Raw genomic sequence first — 1382 nt, 5'->3', positions numbered from 1 at the left:
GAGCAGATGATTCGCGTCGCCGCCGGCGAGCCGCTGTCATTCACGCAGGAGCAGATCAAGCGCGAAGGTTGGGCCATCGAATGCCGCATCAATGCGGAAGACCCCTTCCGCAACTTCCTGCCCAGCACCGGCCGCCTGGTGCGCTACCAGCCGCCCGAGACGACGATGACGCAGGCCGAGCCGCAGCGCTTTGGCGTGCGCGTGGACACCGGCGTCTACGAGGGCGGCGAGATCCCGATGTTCTACGACTCGATGATCGCCAAGCTCATCGTGCACGGCCGCGACCGGGCCGAAGCCATCGCCAAGATGCGCGAGGCGCTGAACGGCTTCGTCATCCGTGGCGTGTCCAGCAACATCCCCTTCCAGGCGGCGCTGCTGGCCCACCCGGACTTTGCGAGCGGCGACTTCAACACCGGCTTCATCGCCCAGCACTACGCCGGCGGCTTCAAGGCCGAGGATGTGCCGCATGACGACCCGCTCTTCCTTGTCGCGCTGGCCGGCTTCATCCGCCGCAAGGCACGTGAGCGCGAGGCCGGCATCAGCGGCCAGTTGCGCGGCCACGAGGTGCAGATCGAGCACGACTACGTTGCCGTCGTCAATCTCGGCGCTGGCCACAGCGAGCGCCATGCGCTGCACATCAGCGAATACGCGGGCGCGCTGGGCGAGGCACGCGTGCAGGTGGGCGGCAAGGACTACCGCATCGTTTCCAGCTCCCGCCTGAACGACGTGCGCATCACCGGCACCGTCAATGGCCTGGCCTTTACCGCCCAGGCTGAGCGCGGCACGGCGAAGAACCCGCTGGCCTATCGCATCCACCATGGCGGCCTGTTGATCGAGCTGACCGTGCTGAGCCCGCGCGCGGCCGAATTGCAGACGTTGATGCCCTACAAGGCACCGCCGGACACCTCCAAACTGCTGCTGTCGCCCATGCCCGGGCTGCTCGTGCACCTAGTTGCGCAGGTCGGCCAGACGGTTCAGGCCGGTGAGCGGCTGGCGGTCATTGAGGCGATGAAGATGGAGAACATCCTGACCGCCGCGCAGGACGTGACCGTCGCCGAGGTGTTGGCCAAGCCGGGCGAGAGCCTGTCGGTAGACCAGCCCATCCTGCGCTTTGCCTGAATCCGTCGCCATCGTCGGCGCCGGTGTCGCCGGCGCGGCCGCAGCGATTCGTCTGGCCGAGCGCGGCGTCGCTGTTGATCTGTACGAGGCCGTGCCCGAGCCCAAACCCATCGGTGCGGGCCTGCTGCTTCAGCCCACCGGCCAGCGCGTGCTCACGGCCATGGGGCTGCTGGACGAGGCGCTGGCGCTGGGTACGCGGGTAGACCGCTTGTTCGGCGACACGCCCTCGGGCCGCGCGGTGCTGGACATGAGCTACCGGCGCT

General features: G+C 68.1%; 2 protein-coding genes. Both read left to right on the top strand.

What is annotated here, in order from left to right; all coding sequences use genetic code 11:
* On the top strand, positions 1 to 1119 hold a 1119-nt coding region (locus tag AC1DU6_RS31260; protein ID WP_477862026.1), incomplete at its 5' end, for a biotin/lipoyl-containing protein.
* Positions 1112 to 1382 (top strand): FAD-dependent monooxygenase (locus AC1DU6_RS31255; RefSeq protein ID WP_477862024.1); only part of this gene is annotated, 271 nt, incomplete at its 3' end. The genes AC1DU6_RS31260 and AC1DU6_RS31255, both read left to right, overlap by 8 nt.

The organism is Roseateles sp. P5_B10 (assembly GCF_056400485.1).
The sequence above is the reverse complement of the archived record's forward strand: the minus strand, read 5'-3'. Positions and strand labels throughout refer to the sequence as shown.